A 25,402-nucleotide genomic window follows, 5' to 3' on the forward strand; every position below is an offset into this window, starting at 1 on the left:
CAACAATAGCAAGCTGGTTGTTGCCACCAGCCTGCTATTCAGATGATTGCGGAATGTCTTCACTCTCAGAACATTAATTAACGAATCTGCAGGATGTTCTGCTGAGTTTGATTATGAACTTCAAGAGAACGAGAGTTCGCTTGGAAATTACGTTGAGCCGAAATAAGATCCACCAGCTCTTGAGTCATATCAATATTTGACTGTTCCAGCGTACCACTCGAAATCGTACCAAAGGAACCTTTGTTTGATTCACCCCAAATCTTATCACCAGAGAATTGAGTTGAATCCCACTGGGTTCCCCCTTTCTTATCTAGACCTTGCTCATTCGCGACTCGAACCAGTGCCACACGACCTAAGATAATATTCTCACCATTTGAGTAAGTACCCAGCACACTGCCGTTCTCATCGAAATCAACTTTAGTCAGGAAGCCCGTCGTTGCGCCGTCTTCGTCAAACTTAGTCAATTCGAATGGAGCCGCAAACTGAGTCGCATCTCGCAGACCGAATGATAAAACTTGGGTAGCATCTGCACCATTGAGCTCAACAGGGTTAGCTCCGGCACCTAGCGCTTCAGACACAATATTCTGACCGTTATTTAAGCTCGCTAATGTGCCATCATTATTGAATCGCATCGTGTGACCAACATGGCCAGTCGGTGCCGTCGCATCACCACCTACAATATTAATCGGTTTCTCGCCGGCACTGTCAGTGACTGTATAATACGTCTGCCAAGTATTGGCTTGGTTCTGATCCTTCAAGTAGTACGTGGTCAACTTATACGATTGACCCATAGAGTCATAGATCGTCGAAGAGGTTGAGCGGTTGTACGTTTCTGGATCGGTGAAATCAAATAACGCCGGGTCCTTCAACTCTCCACCAGCAGGCAAATTAACACCAACATCAATATTTGAAGTCTGCTTAGGTTTACCAAACTCTTTAGGAATATTAATCGGTGAAGGCTCATAAGACAGTACATCACCAGTATCTTTATTCACTTGATAACCTAATAGAAACTCATCATTTGCAGTTGTCATGTAGTTATCTTTATTCAAGTGGAAAGCACCATTTCGCGTCAACTCATTCGAGGTAGGCGTTAATCGATCTTTAGCTACAGCAAAAAAACCGGTACCCGAGACGCGTAAATCCATAGGGTTATTGGTATAAATACTCGACCCCTCATGGAACTGCTGAGCCACTTTAGCGGCCTGCACACCTTGACCTGGTGTGGTCTTAGCATGAGTAAACAATGAATTTGAATAAACATCACCAAACTCGGCACGAGACTCTTTAAAGCCATACGTGTTTGCGTTCGCAATGTTGTTACTGGTTGTGTTCAGATCTAACTGAGCTGCGGACAAGCCGCTTAATGCAACATAAGACATTCCAAATCTCCTATCTAGCCAGCGTGATTACGCTTTGCCAACTTCTAGTACTTCAGCAAGTCGAACTGGCGACTCAAAGCCAGCCAGATTGAGTAGTACGTTACCATCACCTTTACCAAGCAAAACACTATTAACGTTAGCGTAAGTCGAAACTTCAAACTCTTTCGACTGCCCGTCCAGCAAACCCGATGCTTTCACATTGTATTTGCCAGCCGGCAATGGATTACCGTTTTGATCCTTACCATCCCACACGACACGGCTATCACCTGCAGGTTTTGAACCGACATCGAAGGTACGGATAAGCTGCCCCATTTGGTCTTCTACTCGCACCATCAGGTTATCAACAGATTGAGGTAGTTTGACCATGGCAGCCATGGCGCCATCATCCGCTTTCACCCCTGCAGCACCCGGGACTAAAACGTCTCGACCAACAAGTGATGAAGCCTGAAGCGCTTGGTTAGAAGTCATCGACGCATTCAGTGTTTCAAACTGATTGTTCATTTTGCCGATACCATCCACCGTCGCGAACGACGCCATTTGAGCAATCATCTGGTCATTGCTAACCGGCTTAAACGGATCTTGCTGAGCAAGCTGCTTGGTGAGCAAAGATAAGAAGTCTTCTTGTTTAAGATCCTGCTTACCTGTTGTTTCATCAGGCTTATTCTTGTCCTGAAGCTGTTTAAGCTGGTCAACATAGGACAAGCCACTTTGACCAACATTATTATTAATGCCTCCGGCCATAGGTTACCTCCTATCCTTATTGACCCATCTGCAGCGTACGCAGCAGCATTTGTTTGCTTGCATCTGCCACTTGTACGTTGGTTTGATACGAACGAGAAGCAGATATCATATTGGCCATTTCTTCCATCACATTGACGTTTGGCTTGTAGATATAGCCATCATCATTTGCAAGTGGATGATCTGGGTTGTACTCCGCATCCAGCGGCTTATCACTTTCAACAATCCCTAACACTTGTACTGGCACCGAATGATCACGACCATACTTAGCCTTACTTAACTCAGCACCAAACACAGCGTGACGAGCTTTATAAGTGTCTTTTGCAGAGCTTGAGACACTATCAGCATTTGCCAGATTGCTTGAGGTCGTATTTAGACGAACAGATTCAGCGCTCATGGCAGAGCCAGTTACATTAAAAACGTTAAATAAGCTCATCTAGTTACTCCCCTTTAATGCTTTCGTTAAGTTCTTGAATTTACTTCCTAAGAAGTCAAGTGATGCCTGATGTCTGATTTGGTTCTGCATAAATAAGTTACGCTCCAAATCGACATCAACCGTATTGCCATCACCCGTGTCGGGTTGTGTTGGAAGACGATACATAACTTCCCCAGTCACCCTAGTAGAGGCAGGAATATGCCGACTATCGGTACGGCTAAGTCCAATGCTTGCCCCCGATGTTGCCGCCTGCAATGCCTTTTGGAAGTCCATGCCTTTCGATTTGTAGCCAGGAGTGTTCGCTTGGGCAATGTTGGTGGAAATCACCTCAGCATTGCGTTCACGAACGCCCACCGTGTATTGGTGGATACCTAATGCGTTGTCGAAAGAAATAGCCATGTTAACCTCTACTCAAGTACTGACCGTTACTACTAGATAGCAAAGCAATTAGCGTACCAACTTTAGTTAACTCGTAATTTCTTTGCTCTTTGCTTCTCAGCAATTACCACGCCAAAGAGTGGAATTGTGGAGCAATGGAATGTCACTGTAAGTATAGAGAAATAATCCCAATACGAAAAAGCCCAGCGTGTAGCTGGGCTTGAGTGGAATGTAATCGGCTTATTTAAGTTTATAGATAATACCAGGGTTACAGCGGACCATCTCGAAACGATCAGTTAACCCAGTTAAAGATTCAGACGCACCAAGTAGTAGGTATCCACCTGGATTTAAACTGTTGGCCATCTGATTTAAAACCTGTGACTTCATATCTGGAGAGAAATAAATCAACACATTACGACAGAAAATGATGTCAAACTTACCCAGTAAAGCATAACTATCCATCAAGTTTTGTGGACGAAAATTAACTAATCGCTTTACATTGTCTTTGACTTTCATTCGACCATCACCAGCATCTTCAAAGAAATTGCGACGACGCTCAGGCGATAGGCCACGTCCTAAAGCCAAATTGTCATAAACACCAGCACGACACATGTCTAACATACTGGCTGAAATATCCGTTGCCGTTACCGATACGCTCGGCAACATTCCTGGTTTGCGTTGCTGAGTTTCCAAGATAGTCATTGCCATCGAATACGGCTCTTGACCTGAAGAACTTGCCGCTGACCAAATTTTAATTGGCCGTTTATTTGCCGCTGCTTCCGGCAACAGTTTGTTAGCAAGGACTTCAAACGGATAAGTATCACGAAACCACAAGGTTTCATTGGTGGTCATGGCATCAACAGCGGCAACTCGTAGTTCACGGTTACGGCCAGTGACAACATCTCGTAATAGATCAGACAAAGAGCTGAGCTTAAACTTTGTCACCAGAGGACTTAAGCGACTCCTCACCAAATACTGCTTGCTGTCACCTAGTACGATGCCACATTGAGATTCTAAGAAACGGCTGAAATCACGATATTCTTGATCGCTTATAGTTATCGCTGTCATTTACTTCTCTTTATTCAGTAAGCGCAGTCTTCACTGCATTACCAAGCTCATCTGGATTGAATTTAGCAATAAAGGAGTTGGCTCCCACGCGTTCAACCATTGCTTGGTTAAATACACCACTGAGTGATGAATGGAGAATTACATAAAGATCTTTAAGATCAGGGTTGCGCCTAATTTCGGCAGTTAATGTATAGCCATCCATTTCAGGCATCTCGATATCAGAGATGACCAAAGAAATCTGATCGTAAATACTCCCTTCTGCCGCCATTTCAACAAGTTTTTCATACGCTTGTTTACCATCAATTACGGCCACCGCTTCAAAACCTAGTGATGTAATTGCGCGCTCAACCTGCTTACGGGCAACCGTTGAGTCATCTGCAATCAAAATACGACGAACAATCTCTTTCTCTGATTGAACCTGGGCAATCTCTTCACCAATGGTTGAGTCCATGGTTTCATCGACTGGCGCGATTTCTGCTAGGATTTTTTCTACATCGAGAATTTCAACCAGTTCATTATCAATGTTGGTCACGGCAGTCAAATAGTTGGATTTACCAGCCCCTTCAGGCGGTGGCAGAATTGCTTCCCAGTGCATGTTAATAATACGCTCAACGGAAGTAACCAAAAAGGCCTGAATGGTTCTGTTAAACTCAGCAATTACAACAAAGGCTTTGTCCACATCAGTAGTCGGCCTGCCACCAACAGCCAGACTTAAATCAATAACGGAAACAGTATGGCCACGGATATGAGCCACACCTTTAACGAGATGGTGTAAGTTTGGCATTGAAGTAAGCTTAGGGCACTGAAGAACTTCTTTTACCTTAAATACGTTAATACCGTAACGCTGTCGCCCCATTAGGCGAAATGTTAGGAGTTCTAGTCGGTTTTGACCGACGAGTTGTGTACGCTGATTCACCGAATCAAGAATACCCGTCATAAGCTCATCTCCATCTCAAACTTTCATGCTAAAAAAATGGTAGTCTACTAACGGCCATGTGAAACTATTAGAGAAAAAGAATGACATACCTTAAATCACACTTATGCTCATTTTCCATAACTAATTGTAGAGCTTTCTATAAAAACTTTTATAAGTCTATCGTCTTTTTATGCTTTTTCTTTAGTTTTTCAGCAACATCAGCCACCTCTGAGCAAATTATCGCTATCCAGCAAGCCGCAGAAGAGTACATTCTCTCGACGATTGAATGGCCAGAAGACGGCACTTTAGATGCCACAGCGGCAAATATTGACAACCGTGTCTTTGCCACAGACTGCCCAAGTAACCTTGAAACCTCCTCATCTTCAACCAACCCTAACGCCAGCAATATCACCGTGTTAGTAGAGTGTAGCGAAGATAACTGGAAGTTATATGTTCCTGTCAGACTAACCCGAACTGGCCCTCAAGTGACCTTAACAGGTCCTCTAAGCCGGGGACAAATCATCTCACGTAATGATGTCACTATTAATATGGTAGACTTGCAACGCTTCAGGCGGCAAGGCTTTTCCAACATTGATGACGTAATTGGAGCAAAAACAAAGAAAAACTTACGTGCTGGCGAAATCATTGAAAGCAATGATGTATGTGTAGTTTGCCGCAATGAAACAGTCACAATCAAAGCGGTAAAATCTGGTATGACCATCACAACCAAAGGCACAGCCCTGACCGATGGGTCACATGGTGAACAGATAAGAGTGAAAAATACAAAATCCAACCGTATAATTGAAGGGAGAGTCACTGGGATCTCGGAAGTAACGGTTATTTTCTGATCAGTCCAAAAAAAGCCTAAAGTAATCCCTACTCTAGTCGATATTGACAACATAAGATTCTAAACACGAAAGGCTCACACACATGGCAGGTATTGATAACATACGCTCTGGGCAGTCGCTCACTACGTCGACAAGAAGCACTGCGCGTAATGAAAATAACCCTTCGACAAGCACTGACTCGGCAAAAAAGTCAGATGTGGCAAAAGACTCAGTATCCTTAAGCCAACAAGGTAAGGCAGTCGGTGAAATGCACACTCAACTTGCTAGCCAGCCAAGTTTTGATCAAGCAAAAGTGGCTGCAATCAAAGAAGCTATTGCTAATGGTTCCTACAGCGTAGATCCGCAAAAGCTAGCCGATAATATGATCAAGTTCGAAAAAGAACTTGGCGGTTTCGAATAACGAGTTTCTATTATGGCAGCCCTAAGCAGCTTAATTGAATTTCAGCTTAAAAGTGCCACTGACTTATCTCTGTTGCTCGAGAAAGAAAAAGCGGCAATTACCAGCCGAGTCGCCAAAGACATTGAGCAAGTTGCTAAAGAAAAACTAACTCTGATTAACCAACTTCAGCAAACCGACCAGCGCATTAGCCAGCATCCAGATGTTGCGACTTTATCTACCGACCCAGAGTTGAGCCCTCTGGTCGATAAAATTCGTACTATCGTTCATGACTGTCAACAAGCTAATGCCGTGAATGGTGAAGCACTGCAAAGAGCACAGCTGAGTTTTAATAAACTCAATAACCTAATGCAGCAAAGCCAAGGCAAACTCGGCATGACCTACACAGCTGAAGGGCAGACCAAAAATGTCACAACACTCGGCACAAACATTAAAGCCTAGTATCAGAATCTAAAAAAGCGGCAAACATTGCCGCTTTTATTTTGCTCGAAGATTAGAAAGAATTAGAAAAGGGTTTGCTGACGTTTTTCCGGTACGACCTGAACTTCACCATAGTCGCGCAGCTTGTTCATCTTCTTTATGTCCAATCGCAGTTCAGTCACATAGCTGTCACCCACTTTATAACTACGCACCACTTCGGCACCTCGGATGACCCCATCCACAGCACCTGATGTCAACTCTGTCCCCAAACGTTGATCCTGAAGATCAGCACGGCCACTGACTCGCATACCATACACTTGCTCTGCAAGCTCACGGTAGGCATCTATTTTTGAAGCACGCATCGCGCGAACCTGACGCTCTTCATCAGTACGACCTTTTTGCTCACTGATATTGGCATAGCCTACCGCGGTTAACCAATCATCTGGGCGCATAGTCTGCAAAGGCTGACAGCCAACCATGATTAGTGCAACAGCCAGTAAAAGTAACTTCTTCATCTCAACTCCCTATGGACGCAGAATAACCGTATACGGTTGTCTTATTGTAGGGTCAGAGCGAATCAAAACACCATCCTCAGTTCGGATACTGTTAAGTGTGTCTAAGTCACGACCAATACGATCAGCAGGTAGGAAGCCTTGAGCTGTCGCGACAACCACACGAGACTGCATACCAACCACTCGCGCATTGACTAGGACGCCACCTTCCTGACGTAACATGGTTCCTGTCAGGACGTATTGAATATCCTGCTCCTGCGACAAATCTTTCCAATCACGACTGAAGGCAAAGTCACCTTGCTGAGTGACTTGAATAGAGCCCGTCGTTTTGTAGTCGACGACTTTAAAGCCGCGACGTTGGAATTGGTGGATAAATCCTTCAGATACAGAGTTACCTAACCAATTCGTTGCGTCCATATTTTGTAAATCAACAAAAGAAGTAACGGCAATAGGTGTCCGTGCTGACACACTAGTGTTCGAAACCACCAGTTCTTCAGTCATACTTTCAATAAAGAAGTCAAGAGTATGACGCGGACTCTCCATCAGCATAAACTGCGAACCTGGATACGGTTCTTTACCGTTGTATATTGGGGCATAGGCACAAGCAGTGAGAAACACCACTGGCACTAGCATTAGCCATTTTTTCATTCTCTAATCTCCGATATATATTAGGCACTGATTTGTCCCATTCTCTATCACTCATAAAAAGTGGAACATTCTTTGCTTTTCTAAATCTGCAACCATTCAGAACGGCAATGCCTAAACCAGCTAAGATAGAGAAAGCAAAAAATGAACCAACTTGGAAGATGAATATGAAAAAAATGCTTCTTATCATGATTTCAACCATTTATGCCTCACTGTACACGAGTATAGTGTCAGCCGGATGGTATGAAGTAACGGGTACCGCTACTGTGGTCTCCTCCGAAGAAGTCGCACGTATTCATGCCTTGGAAGATGCCATTTTTAAGGCCATCAGCTTCTCTGGCGCAGATATCGGCAGCATCTCCAATTTGAGGCCACTCCTAGAAAGCGAACGCAAGGAGTATCAGTTCAGCAATACGGAAGTCCGCTACATCGTGGTTGATGAGCAGAAGGTGCGTAATGGCGTCATGTTTGTCAAAGCACGCATTGATATTTACCCATCGGCAACAGCTTGCCATGTCAGTCAGTATAAAAAGACCTTCCTAGTCGGTAACATAGATGTTGCTTCACCTCAACAAGCGGTGATGGGCCAGATTTATAGCGTCGGTGATGACTTCGCTACAGTGATCAATCGCCAGCTTGATCAACAATCAGCCAACTTTGTTTCTGTGGGGACAACCGATTATCAAATCAGTAAACGCTATCCAGAACGACTTAAAATGATTGCACAAGATACTGGTGCACAATACATCATCGGTGGTGTTATTACCGATTTAACCGCCACTATAGAACAGAAATTATTGAAAGATGACATCATCAATCGTCAGTTTGCTCTTGAAATGACAGTGTTTGATGGCAAGACGGGAAATGAGGTTTATAACCGAAATTACCGTGAAGTCGCTCGCTGGCCATTTCCAAAAACCAGCCAAGTCGATACTAAGAGTGCTCGCTTCTGGGCATCAACCTACGGTGATATGATGCTGCGCGTCAGTCGTAATATCATGTTGGATCTAGAATCCGAAGTGTCATGCAAAATCACGCTCCCGGAGATCATTTCAAAGTGGGACAATATTCTCACCATGGACCTCGGACGCATTCATGGTGTCCAGCTCGGCGATAAGCTCAAACTTTGGCACACAGGCTCTTTCATTGATCAACGCGGCTTACCAAGAAACAAAGTCACTGAGTCAAACATTACTTTGACAGTATCCAGAGTGTATGAAAACGAAGCGGAATTAACAGTAGACCAGCCCGAACTCGCAGGCAGTATTCAAATTGGCGATGTTATGCACAAGATGCTATAAATCCGTGAGCTAAGGTTTAACAACTTGATTTAATTAAGTATGATGGCAATAAGCTCCCGTGGCACAGCTGGATAGCGCGATCCCCTCCTAAGGGATAGGTCACAGGTTCGAATCCTGTCGGGAGCGCCATATCATATTGAGGCCAGATCTAAACCCAATAGATCTGGTCTTTTCATATCTTTCACGCTGCTCTACTTATATCTCAATTATCTCGATTACTTTTCTGCAAAATGAATCTTCTGAACTAGATGAAAGTTCCAACTACGCATAGATAATCCCACCAAAAGAAAGAAGCTCGACCACAAATGGCCGAGCTTCTTACTGGATAGTTAGTACCTCTACTCACTATGCCCGTCCGAAGCACGCTAACAACCTGAAGATACTAACATCGAAACGCGAGTTGCTGTTTGCGATCTCTTCAATGAAACTTTCCAAATCCCGTGTAAAGGCTGAAGGAATCGGCAACGTGTAGCTTTGAGCTAAGGTATAAACTTTATACGCCCCTGACATGAAGAACTTTTTGAACTCTTCACCGGCAAAGGAGTACACAAACTCCCTAGGTTTTATCGAAAGTACACGGAACCCTCTTGATTCAAACATTTCTCTGTATTGTTCTGCACTCTCTAAATGCATACACGGCATACGAAAACACTGGCCAAGTTGTGGATAGTAATCACGAAAAAACTCCGTCATCAATTCAGAAACCAGTGGACACCATTCTTGTTTGTAAGGCGTTTGCAAAGCAAAGGTACCGTGCACATTTAGCGCACTTCTGATTGCCAGAAGTGCGACATCATAATCTTGATACCATTGAAACGATGAGTTTGAAGTAATGACATCAAAGCCTGTAGCAGTCGTGTAATGACGTATATCAGCGTGTTCGAATTGAATCCGGCTATCAGGGTAAAGCCTATGCGCTTGCTCAAGCATTTCCGCAGATGCATCTATAGCCACCATCGTCTTCGGTTCTGAGTGTTCCTGTATTAAATGCGAGACTTTTCCTGAACCACAGCCAACATCAAGAAGTCTATCCACTTTGTCTGGTAAAAGCTGAATGAGTTCTTTCGCAGCATCAAACTGCACTATGCCGTTGCTATGGTATTCTTTATTGTAATTCATAGCCTAGAGATCTCTTTTGAGGACAACAGAAGGAGAAACTTACCATATAACAGATGCATATACTTAAAACCGTCAGAGTCATCCCGCTAATACTATGGTTGACATCAAACTCTTCACTCGTAAGCCTCCCTCTCCTTTAACTGATCATCTGCTGCACTGCCAATCAAGAGTCACACCTAATCACGGCACCTCACCAAACCAATTCGCAAGCGGTAAATCAAGGCTTCAACAATTGAAGACATTCAACTAAAATGATTATTAACAGAACTATTCATAAGCAATTAATGAAGAAAAGTAACTTGACCACTAACACTGGTCATCGCTTTATATCTAAAGCTAAAACTGCATTTAAAATTCACATTCATACACCCGATGATACGGTACTTCACCGCTCTGTCGGCTACGTGAGAATTGGTGAAAAGAAAGGGCTAAAAAAAGCCATCAAACTTCGTAATGAATTGGGTAGTGCAATGTGGGGAAAATTCTGGCGCAAGTTGCTCAAAGATCCCTACCTTATGACTCGACTCCCTCACTCCTTAGAACCCAAAATTATTTTCAAACCTCGTCCAACCAAAGCAGAACCCGATGCCAAAGATGAGTGCTATATTGCGGCTTGGCGGAATTATGATGAAAACGGCAAATTGATTTATAAGAGTGTAGTGTGCTCAATCAAAAAGCACGGTCGGCTCGCTGCCTATACAAAAACAAAGAAAGCCTTGCTGGAAGCGAATAAAGATAACCTAGAAATCCTCGAATTTATGGGGCGACTCAATAGTATCGACCTCAAATAGAAGCACCCCGAACATTGATTCGAGGTGCTTAGACGCTAGGGAAGTGTTTTTTACTGAGCCTGATACTCAAAAGCTGGTACCATAATTTCTACCCGTCGGTTCTGTGCTCGCCCTTCTTTGGTTTCATTAGAAGCGAGCGGGTTACTCTCCCCCTCTCCACGAGCTGTGATTCTTGATGCATCGATACCTTGTTCTTCAAGCTCTTCAGCAACGGACTGAGCCCGCTTCTCAGATAATTCTTGGTTGTACGAGGCTGCACCGCTGGAGTCCGTGTAACCAACCACTTCGACCGTTGACTGCGGAAGCTCCATCAAAAAATTCACTAATTCCGCCAGCATCGCTTTGCTCTCTGGTTTCAATTCTGCACTGTTCAGTGCAAAGCTACTGGAATCAACCACTTTCGTCTCAAAGGTCTTGACGATAGGTTCAATCACAACCTCTTCTTCGATAACTTCTTCAACCACCATTTCTTCTTCAGCTGGATACGAGGTTGGTTCATCATTACCTCCAAACTTCGCAATGAAACCTAGTGTTAGGGCATTGCCTTTAAAACGATGAGTATCAATGTTAATGTCGGTTAAACGTTGGTACTCCAACTGAAAATCGATAGTCGGCATGAAGGCATACGTCACACCCAAAGCACCAAGTAAAGAACTATCGTCTTTATTGCCATACTCAACATACGCACCACCTAACTTGGCAAATGCATCAAATTTTTCTGACAAAGGCATAGTGAATCGGGGCGCAAGGGAATAGGAGCTTAAACCTGCATCTGTATAGCCATAACCAGTGGTCTCCCCTAATGTATCCAGTGCTAGCTCAAGGCTTATCATGTCATTAAACTCATAACCGGCAAAGGAGCCCAACGCCCAAGAATTATCATCACAAGGCCCCGTAGAACATGACTCATTGAGCCAAGAGGCTCCTGCTTTGGCACCCAAATAAAACTGAGCGCTTACTGATGTAGATGCGAGAAGAAGTGTGGTGGAAACTACCGCTGCTAATTTTTTCATTGTTTTTTCCTTATGACTGTCAGCACTGTGTGCCACAACAAACACACCACACAATAACAATCATCAAGTTACAGTATGGTCGCAATAACAGTACACCTTAGTTCATAACATGTACAAATGGGTTTATGGACCAATTTCACCTTTTGCATGCTAATGACTTACTTTCTCGTAAATATGACAAAGCCCTGTCGAAACAGGGCTTTGATTTAATTTTACAATCAACAGAGCGCTTAAGGCTGAACTTGATATTCAAACTCATTCATTGTGACTTCTGCACGACGGTTCTGCATACGCCCTTCTTGGGTATCATTCGGTGCGATAGGCTTGGATTCCCCCGCTCCTTCTACGTGAATACGTGACTGGTTTACCCCATAATCTGCAATAATATCCGCTACAGATTGAGCACGCTGCTCAGACAGAGTTTGGTTGTATGCTGCTGGGCCAACTGAGTCAGCATAACCCACCACATCCACGGTTGCTTGAGGATATTCGCTCATGAAAGCAGCCACTTCTTTAAGCGCCATTTCACTGTCAGAAGTCAGCTCTGCACTATCAAATTTAAAGCTGACCGAGTAGACCACTTTCGATTCAAACGTTTGCAGTATAGGCTGAACCACTACCGTTTCTTCGACAACTTCTTCCACCTGCATTTCTTCTTGTATGGGTGTCTCGGTGTGTTGTTCGCTACCACCAAATTTAGTTGTGAATCCTAGTGTCACCGCATTACCCGCAATACCATGCGTATCAATATCGATGTCCGTTAAGCGCTGATACTCAACTTGAATATCAATGTTTGGCAGGACACTATAGCTTAGCCCAACGCCACCAACGAAAGAGCTATCGCTCTTGTTACCATACTCCACATAAGCCCCACCCGCTTTGGCAAAGGCATCAACATTCTCTGTTAATGGCAAGCTGAAGCGCGGCGCCAATGAATAAGAAACCAAACCAGCATCTTTATAACCAGAGCCCGTTGTTTCACCTAATGTATCTAGGCCCGCTTCTAGGGCTAAATAGTCATTGAACTCATAGCCAACAAATGAACCAAGCGCCCAAGAGTTATCATCACATTCACCTGTTGTGCACAAATCATCTACCCAACTCGCTCCCGCTTTTGCGCCAAGATAAAATTGCGCATTCACTGATGCTGAAGCAAGAAGAAGTGTGCCAGAAACTACCGCTGCTAATTTTTTCATTTTTCATACCTTATTAATACGCGTTAGATTTGCGACGCTATAGACAAGCCACATAAAAACAAACACATAGAGTGTTACCGTACAATTGTGCGGACACTACACCTTAACGAGATAAATGACAATTAACTTTGTGAATTTTTATTTAATTTCATCTAATTAGATAACTTTGCGTTATTGCGGTTCAACTAAGATAAGAAACTGGAACCATAATCACAGACCAATAAAAGTACTGACCGCTATTTATTTATCCTTAAAAAAATAGAAATATAAAAAAACCGCAGCATTAAGCTGCGGTTAATATGCAATAAGTACATTTTTTTATGCGTTAGCTTCACGCTCTTCGATAAACGCTATCGCCATCTTAATGCGAGCAAGCACACGTTCTTTACCCACCAGCTCCATAACCGCATCAACGGATGGAGACTGACCACCACCGGTAACCGCAACGCGAAGTGGCATGCCGATTTTACCCATGCCAATCTCTAACTCTTCACATACAGCAGCAATGACGCTCTCTTTAATATTGGCCGTTGTCCATTCTTCTAGCGCTTCTGCTTTTGCAAGAGCCAACTCTAGTGGGCCTTTAGCGACGCCACGTAAGTGTTTCTTAGCTGCGCCGGCTTCAAATTCAGAGAAGTCTTCGTAGAAGTAGCGGATCTGCTCAGCGAGTTCTACTAGAGTGTTACAACGTTCGCCAACAAGTGTGATCACTTCAGTGATTGCTGGGCCGTTTTCAATGTTTAGGTTCTGGTTGTCTAAGTGCCATTGTAGGTACTCAGCTACGTACTCAGGAGCCGATGTCTTGATGTAATGGTTGTTCAACCAAAGTAGCTTTTCAGTATTGAATGCTGACGCTGACTTAGAAACCGCATTTAGAGAGAACAGATTGATCATCTCTTCAGTAGAGAAAATTTCTTGGTCACCGTGAGACCAACCAAGACGCACTAGATAGTTGTTTAGAGCATTTGGAAGGTAACCTTCATCACGGTATTGCATGACTGAAACAGCACCGTGACGCTTAGACAGTTTCGCACCATCATCACCTAGGATCATTGCACAGTGTGCAAACGTCGGAACTGGGGCACCTAATGCTTCGTAGATGTTGATTTGACGAGGCGTATTATTGATATGATCTTCACCACGTACGACATGCGTGATACCCATATCCCAGTCATCGACGACCACAACGAAGTTGTACGTAGGAGACCCATCTGTTCGACGGATAATAAGGTCATCGAGTTGATCGTTAGCAATCTCGATACGGCCACGAATTTGGTCTTCAAAGACGACACTGCCCTGCTTCGGATTACGAAAACGGACAACGCACGGGTCACCTTCTTTAGCTGCTTCATTAGCCGCAACGATTTTTGGGTGGTTCGCATCATAACGCGGCATCTCTTTAGCGGCTTCTTGCTCCGCACGGATTTCATCGAGAAGCTCTTTAGAAGCATAACATTTGTACGCTTTGTCTTCCGCAAGGAGTTTATCAACCATCTCGTTATAACGATCAAAGCGCTTTGACTGGAAGTAAGGCCCTTCATTCCACTCAAGCCCCATCCACTGCATGCCTTCTAGGATGGCATCGACTGCTTCTTGAGAGTTACGTTCTAAGTCAGTATCTTCGATACGCAGAACGAATTCACCGCCTTGGTTTTTAGCGTATAGCCAAGAGTAAAGTGCAGTACGTGCACCACCCACGTGAAGGTAGCCTGTTGGGCTAGGAGCAAAACGAGTTTTAACCGTCATGTAAAATACCTTGATTGTCGAAATGACCGCACCACTCTATAGAGATGATGAATGGCGCCAAAATTGCGCGTATTTTAGCACTGATGTGCAAATCTACAATCCGTCTTATACAGAATTCATTATTCACTGAGGTGTTTTACTTAAAGTAAGTCTATTCGCTTGACCAATTTCCAGCTAAACATTTGGAATGTCTCACAGACTAAATCACATAACCTGAATAAAGCGTCTATTTAAGGTTTTAGTCTTTCTCGAACAATGACACTTGACCTTCCCCTTGAGGGAAGGTTTATGCTCAGCAACAGTTCTTTGTTGAGGGTAATGTTATGCGTCAGTTCGATATTCCACTATCAGGGTTAAGCTGTATGGGGTGTGCCCGAAAAGTTGAACATGAGCTTACCTCCCAGTATCAAGTTACGATTCATGATTTAACACCAAAGCACATCACCCTGGAGAGCAATTGTTCTTTTGCCGAATTAGAGAGCTCTATTCGCTCACTTGGTTACCAAGCTGGATTCCAATATACGTTTCATTTATCCGGACTGAACTGTGGTCGATGTGTGGCAAAGGTTAAAGCGGCTCTTGAAGCGCATGAATTAGTCGGTCAGTTTGATGTTGCAAAAACTCAACTTTCGATATCGACGCTTTTAACCCGACAACAGGTACAAGCATTGGTTGAATCTCTCGGCTACCAAGCCAGTGAATACACTGGTGTAGAGGAAGAAAGTGAGATTGAACACGTTCCAAGCCAAACTCGCTCTACTCCCTCTAACACGCCAGAAGGTACACAAACAATTCATCTGTTAATTGCAGGGATGACCTGCGCCAGCTGTGTGTCTTCCGTAGAAAAAGCACTCGCCCAAGTTCCTGGGGTCATAAAGGCTCAAGTTAATCTTGCTGAGCAAAGTGCTCTGGTCTTTACAGAGGACAAAAGTCGTACTCTGTTCAGCGCACTAGCCAAGTCAGTTCAACAAGCGGGTTATCAGGCGGAACTCATCGACGATCCAAGCACTCAACAAGAAAAGCAAGCAGCTCAGCAAAATGCGCTACAGGCCCACCATAAAAGAAGTGCTTTGGCTGGCATTATGCTCGGTGTACCACTCATGTTATGGGGGGTACTCGGTGGTAACATGATGATTAGAACCGCTCAGGATCAACTGGCTTGGGGGGGGATCGGAGCGCTCTGTTTCTGGCTACTTGCGACGGCTGGGCGGAGCTTTTTCACTAATGCCTGGCAAGCATTAGTGCACAAACGAGCGACCATGGATACCTTAGTCGCGCTTGGCACTGGAGCCGCTTGGTTATTTTCAATGCTTGTCGTGCTATTTCCACAGTGGTTTCCCGCTGCATCAAGGCACGTCTATTTTGAAGCCAGTGCGATGATTGTGGGCCTTATATCCCTAGGTCATTACATTGAAGCAAAAGCGAAAGCCAAGACAACTCGCTCATTACAAGCTTTGATCAACCTTCAACCAAATAAGGCCACATTAATAACGGAATCAGGGGATCAAATCATTGCCATCGAGCAGATCACCGAAGGTATGCAACTCCGAATTAAACCCGGTGAAAAAGCCCCCATTGATGGTCAAGTCGTGTCCGGCACGTCGTACATAGATGAATCCATGCTGACCGGTGAGCCCATACCCGTTTACAAACAAAATGGCGATACCATTTCTGCCGGTACATTAAACCAAGATGGTAGTTTAGTCATCGAAGCGACCGGTGTCGGCAGCAATACTATGCTATCGCGCATCATTACCATGGTCCGAGAGGCACAAAGCAGTAAGCCTGCTCTCGCCAAGCTAGCGGATCAAATCTCAGCGGTGTTTGTTCCCGTCGTTGTTGCAATTGCTCTTTTCTCCGCACTGATATGGTTCATGATCGGACCTGAGCCGAAAGCCAGCTATATGTTGGTTGTCACAACCACAGTTCTCATTATCGCATGCCCTTGCGCGCTCGGATTAGCCACGCCGCTTTCAGTGACCGTTGGTATTGGTAAAGCCGCTGAAATGGGCATATTGATCAAAGATGCCGATGTGCTGCAATCGGCAAGCCAGATCGATACCGTTGTGTTTGATAAAACGGGAACCCTGACACAAGGTAAGCCCGAAGTACACCATGTCTACTCACTCAACCAAGACGAGAATCGCTTGCTGATGACCGCCGCTAGCATAGAGCAATACTCAGAACACCCATTGGCAAAAGCCATTGTAAAACAAGCTCAAGATCTTCAGCTTAAGCTGACTGAGGTTGAAGGTTTTCACAACATGCGCGGGAAAGGCGTCACTGGAAAAATACGAGATGAAGATGTCGCTGTGATTTCACTTCCTTACGCTCAGGAGCAGCAGATAAATCTCGATAAATTACAAGCGACTCTTGAGCTGTGTGTAAACAAAGCTTGGACACCGGTTATTGTTACTCAACAAGGCAAAGCTACAGGTTTAATCGCCATCGCCGACCCTATCAAAGAAGACGCGAAGCAAGCCATTGAAGCCTTAATCAAGATGAAGATTACACCGGTAATGTTAACGGGCGATAACCAACATGTCGCTCAAGCAATTGCGAATCAGTTAGGTATTCAGAAGGTTATCGCGCAAGTATTGCCTGATGAAAAAGCTGGGCACATAACGCAGCTTCAAGCGAACAGAAAACGGGTTGCGATGATAGGTGACGGCGTCAATGACGCTCCTGCACTTGCTCTTGCAGACATTGGCATTGCGATGGGCAGTGGAAGTGACGTGGCCATTGAGAGTGCGCAAATGACATTGCTCAATTCATCTCCTTTGGTGGTTGTAAAAGCGATTGAACTCTCCAAAGCAACCATTAAAAACATGAAACAGAATTTATTTGGTGCCTTCATTTATAACTCTTTAGGTATTCCAGTTGCGGCTGGGGTACTGTACCCCGCATTCGGGTTCTTATTGAGTCCAGTCGTGGCTGGCGCTGCTATGGCACTGTCATCAATCACGGTTGTCAGCAATGCTAACCGATTAAGACTCTTTAAATCTTCTCTTCACTCATAGAGGTGTTTATGAAAACAAAAGTTATCTCCTTTGCATCCCTTGTTCTTTTATCTAGTCACGCGCTAGCCGCTGACGTGCTAAACCATAAGTCACCATATTGTGGTTGTTGCACAGAATGGACAAAACACATGCAGGAAGCAGGGTTTACCGTTGAAGAAAAGTTACACGATGATATGAACCCTATAAAACAGAAACTGGGCGTGACCCCACAACTGGCCTCCTGCCATACCGCGGAAATTAACGGCTATGTGTTTGAAGGCCACGTTCCAGCACAAGACATCAAAGCCTTTTTAGAAAACCCACCTAAAAATGCAAAAGGCTTGGCCGTCCCGGGGATGCCGATGGGCTCTCCAGGTATGGAATACGGCAATGAAAAAGATGCCTATTCGGTATATGCCTTCAACGACAGTGGGCAGGTGTTTGAGTATCGCTCTTACCCGGGAAATCAGTAGTAGCGTGTTTTTAGGAGTGTCATCCGGTGCCTTTCAATTATACGGGATGAATTGAGCAGCGAAGAATACGATCGAACATCTCATTCGCTTTGGGATTGGAAACGCCACTCTTTAAACGAGTGGCGTGATACTACGGGATATTCTATCGTGGTGAAATGTTTGATAGGCACTGCACGTGGACGGTAATTTCTTCACGATCGTGATAAAGGTGCTTAGCTTGCAGCTTGAACTTCACTTTGTTCTCAATCAGAAATAGCTTAAGATTTTCAATATCTTCTAATACTTCGTCATAACGCCCCTTCATCGGCAGTTTGAGATTGAACAAGGCTTCTTTGGCCCAACCACTAATAATCCACTCTCCCATCAACTGCGCAACGCGTGATGGTTTTTCGACCATATCACAGATAAGCCAAGTGACATTTTTACGTGCTGGCTCGAATTTAAAGCCGTCTTCCTGATGATGTTTAACCTGCCCCGTTTCCATCAGGCTATCGGCCATCATGCCGTTATCGACTGCATGAACGAACATAGAACGCTTAACTAGTTGGTATGTCCATCCACCAGGACACGCCCCCAGATCCACTCCCCACATACCAGGAGCCAGGCGCTCATCCCACTCCTCACGCGGAATGAAAACATGGAAAGCTTCTTCCAATTTAAGTGTCGAACGGCTTGGTGCATCCGCAGGGAACTTTAGACGAGGGATTCCCATAAAAAACTGAGAGTTATTGCTTGGCAACGAGTAGCCTACAAAACAATGCCCCGGTGCAACAAAACAGAGGTGTAACACTGGCTTCTTCGGGCTATCTTTTGGCAGCAAAATGCCTTTGCCGCGCATGGCCTGGCGCATAGGAACCGTGAATTTACGACAAAACTTAAGCAGCTCTTTCGCTTCGTTGGTATCTGGTGTTTCAATGCGGATATCGCCACAGCGCGGGAAAGATTCAACCTCACTGAGCTCCTCTAAAATAGGAGAAATACGATCTTCACGAGGAAGGTCTTTAATCTCCACTGCAACGGCAAACATCTGACGAGCAAAGATCAGTGACTTGAAGTCGAGCTCTTTAACCAGACGCTCCGCATCGCCCAGTTGATAACATTCAAATAATACGTAACCAGTATTGTTCTTTAAACGAGGGAAGCCAAACACTTCAAGTTGGGTAGCGCGATCCTGAATCTCTCCAGCACACTCTTTTTCAAAACCAGCTCGGCAGTAGAGCATTAAGTGTTTCACTGATTCACCTCTTTAATCTGTAACGCTGCGAAAACAAACAGTCCCCAGCCAAGCATAAAGGTTAAACCACCAAATGGAGTAATAGGTCCAAACCATTTGATTCCGGTTAATGCAAGGGCGTAGAGGCTGCCACTAAAACAAAAGATGCCGATGATAAAGCAATTTGCGGCAAGGGCGAAATATTTTTGCGCTTTCTCAGCCATGCCTATCCTGAGTAAGACTCCACAAAGTAAAATCGCTAGAGCATGAATAAACTGATACTGAACGCCTGTATTAAAGACATCCAGTAAATAAGGTGATAGTGATTGCTTTAACCCGTGAGCGGCAAAAGCGCCGAGTGCAACGCCTACTCCGGCAAATAATCCACCAACGGTAAGTAACTGCTTACTTTTCACCATAGCTCTCCAATATAAAATCAGCTAAATACTCAACCGCCAGAGCGATATTGCCCGCTTCAGTATGACCTGAGCTCTTTCTAGGTTTGAAACTATGATCGCCATCAGGGATAAATGTCACCTTGATGTCATCTGAGAGAGCGAAACCTTTAAACTCATCTTGCTTACCAAAAGTATCCCTCTCCCCTTGAAGGATTAAACATGGCTTATTGAGCGTCGCCAGATGCTCGCCTTTGTAATTTTCGGGTTTACCCGGAGGATGAAAAGGAAAGCCTAAACAGGCAATCGCTGCCACATTACCGTCTTCAGCCAGCAAGCTAGCCATGCGCCCGCCCATGGATTTCCCACCAATAACAACTGGTACATCAGAAAACTTGGCAATCACAGCCTGATACGCTTCCAAAAGCTTAGGCGCTCGATCTGGCGGGCGGCGTTTACCATCTTCAGCACGTTTAACCATATATGGGAAGTTAAAACGAACAACTTGAATCCCTTTCTTCGCTAACCCTTTCGCTACCGCCGTCATAAAATCATGATCCATACCGGCTCCCGCACCGTGAGCAAAAATAAAAACAGGGTTGCCTTGCTCACCATCAATTAGGAAATCAGTCATCCAACAATTCCTCTTGCTCACTTTGTGCCTTGGCAAGCATCCAGTCACGGAATGTGGCAATACGCCCCATATCCGCCTGCTTATCATGGCACACCACGTAAAAAGCATTCTTAGTGATAAGAACTTCATCAAATGGTGCAATCAATCGACCAGCTTCCATTTCTGGCTGAGCAAGCACATTGTTACCTAACGCGACTCCCTGTCCGTGTGCCGCAGCTTGTAACACCATCGTCGAGTGGCTGAATATAGGCCCGTGATTGACGTTAATCCCTTCAATACCGTGTTCTTTCGCAAACTGCTTCCAGTCTTTTCGCGAAGTATCGTGAAGTAACGTATGTTGCTTAAGATCACTTAGAGTTTCTAATGGTTTATTGCTCAGTAATAAAGATGGCGAGCAGAGTGGAATAAGAAATTCCTGATACAATTTGTCCGCACGTAAGCCCGGCCAATTGCCACGCCCATAGTAAATCGCCACATCCACATCGTCAGTCAATGAGCCTTCATCCATATCCACCGCTTTGATACGCACATCAATGTCAGGTTCCTGCTGATTGAAGTCCGCCAAGCGTGGAACTAGCCATTGAATCGCAAAGCTCGGTGGCAGACTGATGGTCAGCGCGCCTTTCTCGCTGCGCTCCAATACTTTGTCTGTCGCTTCAGCAAGAGAGGTGAAAATATCTTTAATGTCCAAAAAGTAGCTCTGGCCTTCCTCAGTCAGCAGCAGAGAACGGTTACGTCGCCTGAAGAGTTTCAAGCCAAGAAACTCCTCTAACGCCTTGATTTGATGGCTAACTGCAGCCTGAGTCACAAATAACTCCTCAGCTGCTCTAGTAAAACTCAAATGACGCGCTGCGGCTTCAAACACTTTCAGAGAGTTCAAAGGTGGCAATCTTCTAGACATAGTGTCCTTCCATAAATTGGATTAGTTTTTTTAATCTGAAACATTATAAAATGTCCATTGCCTGACGACCAGAGAAATTCTATATTTCACCACGCAGCAAGAGCCAGAACGGCTTGATTCTTTATCAGAATCAATTGGCATATTGTTGCGATGTTGTGTTTGCAAACTCGTATTTCGAGTTAGGTAGGTTTCTACCACGTTTCGCCTCTCTAGCTAGAGCGGAACACATACTTCCTGTATTTATTTTGACCTGTCTGTCAAATTGTTTAGCACCGCCTTTTGGCGGTGTTTTTTTATCTGCTGAATTCAGAGAACATGTCAGATCATCATCGAGCCATACAAAAAAGCGCAAACCGAATTAACGGTTTGCGCTTTTATGATGTTCTCTGCCTATTTTAAGGGCGATATACTTTAACGTTATTAAAGCCTTGCTCTTGCAGGTACAGCGCCTGTAATCGGCTCATCACACCACGATCACAATAGAGCAGATACGTTTTAGACTGATCTAAATCGCCAAACTGAGTACCTAGTTTGTAGAAAGGAATATGTTTGACATCCACACCTTCAATTTCAAGTGGATTGTCTTCCTCTTCTTCCGGGCTGCGGATATCCAATACGATCGCGTGCTGTTCAACAGCTTGAACCTGTTCAACTTCTGGCGCGGCTTGTTCAGACTCTTTGGCAATATCACGAATGTCCATCTGACGAGCATCACGCACCACTTGCTCTAAAATATCAAAGTCAAACTTCTCTTCTTCAGCGTCCAACTTCGCTTTTACCGCTTTCACTGTCGGCTTCTTAGAAATAACACCACAATATTCCGGCATTGTTTTCGCAAAGTCTTCAGTACCAATATCTCGCGCAAGGTTGATAATATCTTCTTTATCCCAGTTAATCAGTGGACGCAGAATCAAAGTATCCGTCACATTATCAATATGACGCAGGTTAGTTAGAGTCTGGCTTGAAACCTGACCTAAAGCTTCACCCGTCACCAACGCCTGAATGCCAAACTTCTCAGCTATCATCCCAGCAGCACGCATAAACATGCGCTTGAGGATCACTCCCATCTGACCATCATCTACCTTCTCAAGAATTTCAGCCACAACCGGCTCAAAATCTACAGAAATGAAGCGTACTTTTGCTGACGATCCGTACTTATTCCACAAATAATGAGAAACCTGCTTAACACCAATCTCATGCGCAGGACCGCCCAAGTTGAAGAAACAGTAATGAACTTTTGAACCACGTTTGATGTGCAGATAACTGGATACACCAGAGTCGAAGCCACCAGAAATCAGGCTCAATACATCCTCTTGCGTACCAAGAGGGAAGCCGCCAAGCCCTTTGTGACGTTTGATCACTTGGTTTAGCTTGTCATTTGCCACTTCCACTTTCACCGCTACATCTGGGTTGCGTAGTTTGACACTCGCTGTTTCAATCGCTTGATTTAGGCCACCACCCACGTAACGTTCTAACTCGATCGACGTGAAATCATGCTTACCACGACGCTTTGCTCGCACCACAAAGGTTTTGCCTTCTAGGTTAGGGCGATTCAATTCAAGCACTTGCTCGAAGATATCGTGTAAATCTTTAAATTCTGACTGCTGCACTTCCAGCACATGATGAATGCCCGGTGTTTGAGTCAGCACTTCGACGGTTTCTTTGTAGTAAGTGTCTGATTCAGAAGTAACTTCAATATGGTCACGACGGTTAAACACAGCAACCGATTCGGTACGACTCTGGATAATATTGCGAATGTTACACTCAAGAATCTTGGTGAAGCGTTTACGTACCGATTCACTTTTCACAAAAATTTCTGGATGGGGCTTGACGATAAATTTCATAAGTCACTTCACAAGTTAACAGTTTCGCAGATTGGAGCTATTCCAGATGGCTTCGTACTTTTCGACGAGCTCTGCAGTCTAAGGGCGCAAGATTATACATGAATGAAAGACCATAAAAAAGGCGAGCATTTTGCTCGCCTTTTTCATTAGTTAGCATTGGGTAGAGACGGTACTTCATCACTATAGAGAGGTTCACCCTGCATAATACTGATTTCAACTCGTCTATTGCGCGAACGCTGAGCTTCAGTAATGTTCGGTCCTAACGGCTGGGTATCCGCCATTCCACGTACTTGTAGGCGTTGATGAGAGAACCCACGCACCTTTTCCATCTCTTGTGCTACGGACACCGCACGCTGAGCCGATAAGTCCCAATTGGAGCGGTAAAGTTCAGAATCAATTCTCTGGTTATCTGTGTGGCCTGAGACTCTCACGATGCCCGGAATATCCTTCACTAGATCAGCGATCTGACGAACCAGAGGACGGAACTTAGGCTGTAAAAAGGCTGAGCCTTCTGGAAATGCTCCTTTCTCGCGAATACGAATATCGATCTGCTGACCCAAGTTCTCAACTTCAATCGCACCTTGTTCGATCTCTCGCTCCAAAGCTTTCTTAATGCTCTCCATTAAGGTTTCGAGCTCTTCAGACATCTCAGCAGATTGCTGCTGCTCACGATCGGACTCTGAGTTCTGATTATCCTGGGTAGACGTATCCGGCGATTTACCACCCGTTTGCTTGCCTTTGTCTCGCTGCGTACCACCAGCACGGTCTGATTCCCCTTCGTGAAACTCTAACGTCTGCTGTGTGATATCTATGGTTTGCTGCATGATGACATCTATCGGCGTAGGCTCAGGGCGCCCGGGTCTAAATTCCTGAGCAATGATACTGGTCCCTTTAGGAATGTCCTTGACTTCCAATCGGTTCTGGACACCAAAGGCGAATTTCATTGAGCCCGCAATCTGCTTGAACTTCAGTACGTCCATCTCAGAAAACGACAACAGAAGTACGAAGAAGCACATCAACAGTGACATTAAGTCAGCAAATGTTCCCATCCATAACGGTAAGCCGGGGGGCGGGCATTTTGGTTCTTCTTCATCCATACCTGCGACCTTACTCGTTATCTACGTCAAGAGCGCGCTTACCTTCATTGAGGTAGTTCTTCAGATAGCTGTCGATAACGCGTGGGTTTTGCCCATCCTGAATAGCCAGTACACCATCCATGATTAAGCGACGATTGAGTTTTTCTTGATCACGGCGCAGTGACAATTTATCTGCGATCGGGAAAAATACCATGTTAGATAAGATCGCACCGTAGAGCGTCGTCAAAAGTGCGACGGCCATTGCTGGGCCGATGGCTTTCGGGTCATCCATATTCGACAACATGGCAACTAGGCCAACCAATGTCCCTATCATGCCCATAGCAGGAGCAACGTCACCAAACGCACGGAAAACACTCGCACCAAAGTCATGGCGCTCATCCGTCAGGACAATATCTTTCTGTAGTGCTGCACGTACAACATCGGCATCGTGACCGTCGACCAACAAATCAATGCCTTTCTGCATGAAGTTATTGGTAATTTCCATTTCTTCAAGTGCCAGAAACCCACCTTTACGTGCCGCATCTGCCATTTCGACCACTTTAGCAATCAGATCTTCCGGTTCATCGACTTTAAACATGAAAGCTTTGCCCGCAATCTTAGCCGCACCGAAAAACTGCCCCATAGTAAATTTCATTAGGACAACAAAGGTTGAGCCGCCAACGACGATAAGAATGGAGGTCACATCGATGAACATCATTATGCTTCCGCCCAAAATCATCGCCATGATGACAAAAGCAAAGCCGCCAATGAGCCCTATTAGCGTTGCTAAATCCACAAAGCACTCCTCATGCTATCTTTTAAGCTTCTGTTAAATTATATCGGCAACACCTTCAGATCTTTAGTGTTTTATTGGTATCGCACTCACACAAATATAGATGTTATGACGACAGAGTAAACTAGACTAAAGCCATGACGTGACCTCGAAAGAGAATATTGACCG

Annotated in this window: 26 protein-coding genes and 1 tRNA gene; 8 read left to right on the forward strand and 19 right to left on the reverse strand. The window is 44.8% G+C overall.

Annotated features, from left to right (window positions below):
- Positions 1–77: 77 nt before the first annotated feature.
- The 6 genes from flgE to L1D23_RS06310 form a co-directional block, all read right to left on the reverse strand.
- Positions 78–1,382, reverse strand: a complete 1,305-nt coding sequence (flgE, locus tag L1D23_RS06285) for a flagellar hook protein FlgE (RefSeq protein ID WP_239838288.1) — start codon at positions 1,380–1,382, stop codon at positions 78–80.
- A 27-nt stretch (positions 1,383–1,409) separates the two neighbouring features.
- Positions 1,410–2,123, reverse strand: coding sequence for a flagellar hook assembly protein FlgD (gene flgD / locus L1D23_RS06290; protein ID WP_239838289.1), 714 nt, complete (start codon positions 2,121–2,123; stop codon positions 1,410–1,412).
- A gap of 16 nt (positions 2,124–2,139) precedes the next feature.
- Positions 2,140–2,556, reverse strand: coding sequence for a flagellar basal body rod protein FlgC (gene flgC, locus L1D23_RS06295; RefSeq protein WP_239864891.1), 417 nt, complete (start codon positions 2,554–2,556; stop codon positions 2,140–2,142).
- The gene (flgB, locus tag L1D23_RS06300) at positions 2,557–2,955 is read right to left on the reverse strand and encodes a flagellar basal body rod protein FlgB (RefSeq protein WP_239838291.1); all 399 of its coding nucleotides are present in this window, start codon (positions 2,953–2,955) and stop codon (positions 2,557–2,559) included.
- Between the two features lie 219 nt (positions 2,956–3,174).
- Positions 3,175–4,002 carry a protein-glutamate O-methyltransferase gene (locus L1D23_RS06305; protein WP_006957416.1) on the reverse strand — a complete coding sequence of 276 codons (828 nt, stop codon included), beginning with the start codon at positions 4,000–4,002 and terminating at the stop codon, positions 3,175–3,177.
- 10 nt (positions 4,003–4,012) lie between these two features.
- Complete coding sequence (locus L1D23_RS06310; RefSeq protein WP_239838292.1) at positions 4,013–4,939, reverse strand: chemotaxis protein CheV; 927 nt, start codon at positions 4,937–4,939, stop codon at positions 4,013–4,015.
- Between the two features lie 80 nt (positions 4,940–5,019).
- On the opposite strand from L1D23_RS06310, the gene flgA reads away from it, so the two are divergent.
- The 3 genes from flgA (at position 5,020) to flgN (ending at position 6,604) form a co-directional block, all read left to right on the forward strand.
- Complete coding sequence (gene flgA, locus L1D23_RS06315; protein ID WP_239864893.1) at positions 5,020–5,766, forward strand: flagellar basal body P-ring formation chaperone FlgA; 747 nt, start codon at positions 5,020–5,022, stop codon at positions 5,764–5,766.
- Positions 5,767–5,848: 82 nt separating this feature from the next.
- Positions 5,849–6,166 (forward strand): flagellar biosynthesis anti-sigma factor FlgM, encoded by a 318-nt coding sequence (flgM, locus tag L1D23_RS06320; protein WP_239864894.1) that lies wholly within the window; start codon positions 5,849–5,851, stop codon positions 6,164–6,166.
- Between the two features lie 12 nt (positions 6,167–6,178).
- Entirely contained in the window at positions 6,179–6,604 is a 426-nt protein-coding gene (gene flgN, locus L1D23_RS06325; protein WP_239864895.1) for a flagellar export chaperone FlgN, read from the forward strand.
- A 62-nt stretch (positions 6,605–6,666) separates the two neighbouring features.
- On the opposite strand, the gene flgP is transcribed toward flgN, so the two are convergent.
- Both flgP and L1D23_RS06335 read right to left on the reverse strand, forming a co-directional pair.
- Positions 6,667–7,098, reverse strand: coding sequence for a flagellar assembly lipoprotein FlgP (gene flgP / locus L1D23_RS06330; protein WP_239838296.1), 432 nt, complete (start codon positions 7,096–7,098; stop codon positions 6,667–6,669).
- Between the two features lie 9 nt (positions 7,099–7,107).
- On the reverse strand, positions 7,108–7,743 hold the full coding sequence (locus L1D23_RS06335) for a FlgO family outer membrane protein (RefSeq protein WP_239838297.1): 636 nt from the start codon (positions 7,741–7,743) through the stop codon (positions 7,108–7,110).
- 164 nt (positions 7,744–7,907) lie between these two features.
- On the opposite strand from L1D23_RS06335, the gene L1D23_RS06340 reads away from it, so the two are divergent.
- Entirely contained in the window at positions 7,908–9,041 is a 1,134-nt protein-coding gene (locus tag L1D23_RS06340; protein WP_239838298.1) for a flagellar assembly protein FlgT, read from the forward strand.
- Positions 9,042–9,093: 52 nt separating this feature from the next.
- Positions 9,094–9,170, forward strand: a tRNA-Arg gene (locus L1D23_RS06345).
- A 216-nt stretch (positions 9,171–9,386) separates the two neighbouring features.
- On the opposite strand, the gene L1D23_RS06350 is transcribed toward L1D23_RS06345, so the two are convergent.
- Positions 9,387–10,160: a methyltransferase domain-containing protein gene (locus L1D23_RS06350; protein ID WP_239864896.1), complete on the reverse strand. Its 774-nt coding sequence runs from the start codon at positions 10,158–10,160 to the stop codon at positions 9,387–9,389.
- 284 nt (positions 10,161–10,444) lie between these two features.
- On the opposite strand from L1D23_RS06350, the gene L1D23_RS06355 reads away from it, so the two are divergent.
- Positions 10,445–10,951, forward strand: a complete 507-nt coding sequence (locus tag L1D23_RS06355; RefSeq protein WP_239864897.1) for a Fe3+-citrate ABC transporter substrate-binding protein — start codon at positions 10,445–10,447, stop codon at positions 10,949–10,951.
- Between the two features lie 50 nt (positions 10,952–11,001).
- Here L1D23_RS06355 and L1D23_RS06360 read toward each other — a convergent pair whose 3' ends face one another.
- The 3 genes from L1D23_RS06360 to gltX form a co-directional block, all read right to left on the reverse strand.
- Positions 11,002–11,964, reverse strand: coding sequence for an OmpA family protein (locus L1D23_RS06360; protein WP_239864898.1), 963 nt, complete (start codon positions 11,962–11,964; stop codon positions 11,002–11,004).
- 230 nt (positions 11,965–12,194) lie between these two features.
- Positions 12,195–13,160, reverse strand: coding sequence for an OmpA family protein (locus L1D23_RS06365; RefSeq protein ID WP_239864899.1), 966 nt, complete (start codon positions 13,158–13,160; stop codon positions 12,195–12,197).
- Between the two features lie 318 nt (positions 13,161–13,478).
- Positions 13,479–14,906 (reverse strand): glutamate--tRNA ligase, encoded by a 1,428-nt coding sequence (gene gltX, locus L1D23_RS06370; protein ID WP_239864900.1) that lies wholly within the window; start codon positions 14,904–14,906, stop codon positions 13,479–13,481.
- A gap of 323 nt (positions 14,907–15,229) precedes the next feature.
- Here gltX and L1D23_RS06375 point away from each other — a divergent pair, with 323 nt between their 5' ends.
- Entirely contained in the window at positions 15,230–17,926 is a 2,697-nt protein-coding gene (locus L1D23_RS06375) for a copper-translocating P-type ATPase (RefSeq protein WP_239864902.1), read from the forward strand.
- Positions 17,927–17,934: 8 nt separating this feature from the next.
- The gene (locus L1D23_RS06380) at positions 17,935–18,378 is read left to right on the forward strand and encodes a DUF411 domain-containing protein (protein WP_239864903.1); all 444 of its coding nucleotides are present in this window, start codon (positions 17,935–17,937) and stop codon (positions 18,376–18,378) included.
- A gap of 142 nt (positions 18,379–18,520) precedes the next feature.
- Here L1D23_RS06380 and rlmM read toward each other — a convergent pair whose 3' ends face one another.
- The 7 genes from rlmM to pomA all read right to left on the reverse strand — a co-directional run bounded on the left by rlmM (position 18,521) and on the right by pomA (position 25,237).
- Positions 18,521–19,612 carry a 23S rRNA (cytidine(2498)-2'-O)-methyltransferase RlmM gene (gene rlmM, locus L1D23_RS06385; protein ID WP_239864905.1) on the reverse strand — a complete coding sequence of 364 codons (1,092 nt, stop codon included), beginning with the start codon at positions 19,610–19,612 and terminating at the stop codon, positions 18,521–18,523.
- Positions 19,609–20,007, reverse strand: coding sequence for a DUF423 domain-containing protein (locus L1D23_RS06390; protein WP_239838453.1), 399 nt, complete (start codon positions 20,005–20,007; stop codon positions 19,609–19,611). The genes rlmM and L1D23_RS06390 overlap by 4 nt, the downstream gene beginning before the upstream one ends.
- Positions 19,997–20,620 (reverse strand): alpha/beta fold hydrolase, encoded by a 624-nt coding sequence (locus L1D23_RS06395; RefSeq protein WP_239864906.1) that lies wholly within the window; start codon positions 20,618–20,620, stop codon positions 19,997–19,999. Before L1D23_RS06395 ends, L1D23_RS06390 begins: the two co-directional genes overlap by 11 nt.
- The gene (locus L1D23_RS06400; protein ID WP_239864907.1) at positions 20,613–21,521 is read right to left on the reverse strand and encodes a transcriptional regulator GcvA; all 909 of its coding nucleotides are present in this window, start codon (positions 21,519–21,521) and stop codon (positions 20,613–20,615) included. Before L1D23_RS06400 ends, L1D23_RS06395 begins: the two co-directional genes overlap by 8 nt.
- Positions 21,522–21,916: 395 nt before the next feature.
- Positions 21,917–23,365: a tRNA uracil 4-sulfurtransferase ThiI gene (gene thiI / locus L1D23_RS06405; protein WP_239864908.1), complete on the reverse strand. Its 1,449-nt coding sequence runs from the start codon at positions 23,363–23,365 to the stop codon at positions 21,917–21,919.
- Positions 23,366–23,511: 146 nt separating this feature from the next.
- Positions 23,512–24,462 carry a flagellar motor protein MotB gene (locus tag L1D23_RS06410; protein WP_239838312.1) on the reverse strand — a complete coding sequence of 317 codons (951 nt, stop codon included), beginning with the start codon at positions 24,460–24,462 and terminating at the stop codon, positions 23,512–23,514.
- A 10-nt stretch (positions 24,463–24,472) separates the two neighbouring features.
- Positions 24,473–25,237, reverse strand: a complete 765-nt coding sequence (gene pomA, locus L1D23_RS06415; protein WP_045974729.1) for a flagellar motor protein PomA — start codon at positions 25,235–25,237, stop codon at positions 24,473–24,475.
- Positions 25,238–25,402: the final 165 nt, after the last annotated feature.

This window comes from Vibrio sp. Isolate24 (genome assembly GCF_022398215.1).
GTDB lineage: Bacteria > Pseudomonadota > Gammaproteobacteria > Enterobacterales > Vibrionaceae > Vibrio > Vibrio coralliilyticus_A.

Bases quoted from the DNA above. Each gene is read 5' to 3' on its own strand.
- L1D23_RS06375 (WP_239864902.1), top strand. From the start codon at position 15,230: ATGCGTCAGTTCGATATTCCACTATCAGGGTTAAGCTGTATGGGGTGT.
- flgD (WP_239838289.1), bottom strand. From the start codon at position 2,123: ATGGCCGGAGGCATTAATAATAATGTTGGTCAAAGTGGCTTGTCCTAT.
- thiI (WP_239864908.1), bottom strand. From the start codon at position 23,365: ATGAAATTTATCGTCAAGCCCCATCCAGAAATTTTTGTGAAAAGTGAA.
- L1D23_RS06365 (WP_239864899.1), bottom strand. From the start codon at position 13,160: ATGAAAAAATTAGCAGCGGTAGTTTCTGGCACACTTCTTCTTGCTTCA.
- flgC (WP_239864891.1), bottom strand. From the start codon at position 2,556: ATGAGCTTATTTAACGTTTTTAATGTAACTGGCTCTGCCATGAGCGCT.
- L1D23_RS06395 (WP_239864906.1), bottom strand. From the start codon at position 20,620: ATGACTGATTTCCTAATTGATGGTGAGCAAGGCAACCCTGTTTTTATT.
- flgA (WP_239864893.1), top strand. From the start codon at position 5,020: ATGACATACCTTAAATCACACTTATGCTCATTTTCCATAACTAATTGT.
- L1D23_RS06410 (WP_239838312.1), bottom strand. From the start codon at position 24,462: ATGGATGAAGAAGAACCAAAATGCCCGCCCCCCGGCTTACCGTTATGG.
- L1D23_RS06400 (WP_239864907.1), bottom strand. From the start codon at position 21,521: ATGTCTAGAAGATTGCCACCTTTGAACTCTCTGAAAGTGTTTGAAGCC.
- L1D23_RS06305 (WP_006957416.1), bottom strand. From the start codon at position 4,002: ATGACAGCGATAACTATAAGCGATCAAGAATATCGTGATTTCAGCCGT.
- L1D23_RS06310 (WP_239838292.1), bottom strand. From the start codon at position 4,939: ATGACGGGTATTCTTGATTCGGTGAATCAGCGTACACAACTCGTCGGT.
- flgB (WP_239838291.1), bottom strand. From the start codon at position 2,955: ATGGCTATTTCTTTCGACAACGCATTAGGTATCCACCAATACACGGTG.
- flgE (WP_239838288.1), bottom strand. From the start codon at position 1,382: ATGTCTTATGTTGCATTAAGCGGCTTGTCCGCAGCTCAGTTAGATCTG.
- L1D23_RS06340 (WP_239838298.1), top strand. From the start codon at position 7,908: ATGAAAAAAATGCTTCTTATCATGATTTCAACCATTTATGCCTCACTG.
- L1D23_RS06380 (WP_239864903.1), top strand. From the start codon at position 17,935: ATGAAAACAAAAGTTATCTCCTTTGCATCCCTTGTTCTTTTATCTAGT.
- L1D23_RS06350 (WP_239864896.1), bottom strand. From the start codon at position 10,160: ATGAATTACAATAAAGAATACCATAGCAACGGCATAGTGCAGTTTGAT.
- L1D23_RS06360 (WP_239864898.1), bottom strand. From the start codon at position 11,964: ATGAAAAAATTAGCAGCGGTAGTTTCCACCACACTTCTTCTCGCATCT.
- flgN (WP_239864895.1), top strand. From the start codon at position 6,179: ATGGCAGCCCTAAGCAGCTTAATTGAATTTCAGCTTAAAAGTGCCACT.
- flgP (WP_239838296.1), bottom strand. From the start codon at position 7,098: ATGAAGAAGTTACTTTTACTGGCTGTTGCACTAATCATGGTTGGCTGT.
- flgM (WP_239864894.1), top strand. From the start codon at position 5,849: ATGGCAGGTATTGATAACATACGCTCTGGGCAGTCGCTCACTACGTCG.
- L1D23_RS06355 (WP_239864897.1), top strand. From the start codon at position 10,445: ATGAAGAAAAGTAACTTGACCACTAACACTGGTCATCGCTTTATATCT.
- gltX (WP_239864900.1), bottom strand. From the start codon at position 14,906: ATGACGGTTAAAACTCGTTTTGCTCCTAGCCCAACAGGCTACCTTCAC.
- L1D23_RS06335 (WP_239838297.1), bottom strand. From the start codon at position 7,743: ATGAAAAAATGGCTAATGCTAGTGCCAGTGGTGTTTCTCACTGCTTGT.